Annotated in this window: 1 protein-coding gene; it reads left to right on the top strand. The window is 68.7% G+C overall.

All coding sequences use genetic code 11. The annotated features are described in order from the left end of the window. The coding region (locus tag I6F24_RS37315) for a phosphopantetheine-binding protein (protein WP_225156603.1) at positions 1-603 on the top strand (603 nt) is incomplete at both ends.

Raw genomic sequence — 603 nt, 5'->3', positions numbered from 1 at the left:
AACCGCCCTGAGCTGACCGCGGAGCGGTTCATCGCCAGTCCCTTTGTCGAGGGCGATCGGCTGTACCGGACCGGCGACCTTGCACGTTATCTGCCGGACGGCAATCTTGAGTTCCTGGGCCGCAACGACGATCAGGTGAAGATCCGCGGCTATCGCATCGAGCCGGGCGAGATCGTCGCGCGGCTTTGCGAGCACGCCTGGGTGCGCGAGGCGGTGGTGGTGGCGGGCCAGAACGGCGCCGGCGACAAACATCTGATCGCCTATGTGGTCTGCGCGCCCGAGGCCGGCTCGGACGAGGGCGATGGAGGCGCGCTTGCGGGCGCCTTGCGGGCGCACTTAAGTGCGCGGCTGCCGGACTACATGGTGCCGAGTGCGTTCGTGCGGCTGGCGGCGCTTCCGCTCACGGTGAACGGCAAGCTCGATCGGAACGCGCTGCCGGCGCCGGCCGATCAGGCCTATGCGCTGGCGGCCTACCAGTCGCCGCAAGGTGCGGTCGAGACGGCGCTGGCGCAGATCTGGGCCGAGCTCCTTGGTGTCGAGCGCATCGGGCGCAACGACCACTTCTTCGAACTGGGCGGCCACTCGCTCTTGGCCGTGCAGATG

This window comes from Bradyrhizobium sp. BRP23 (genome assembly GCF_020194135.1).
Lineage (GTDB): Bacteria > Pseudomonadota > Alphaproteobacteria > Rhizobiales > Xanthobacteraceae > Bradyrhizobium > Bradyrhizobium yuanmingense.
The sequence above is the reverse complement of the archived record's forward strand: the minus strand, read 5'-3'. Positions and strand labels throughout refer to the sequence as shown.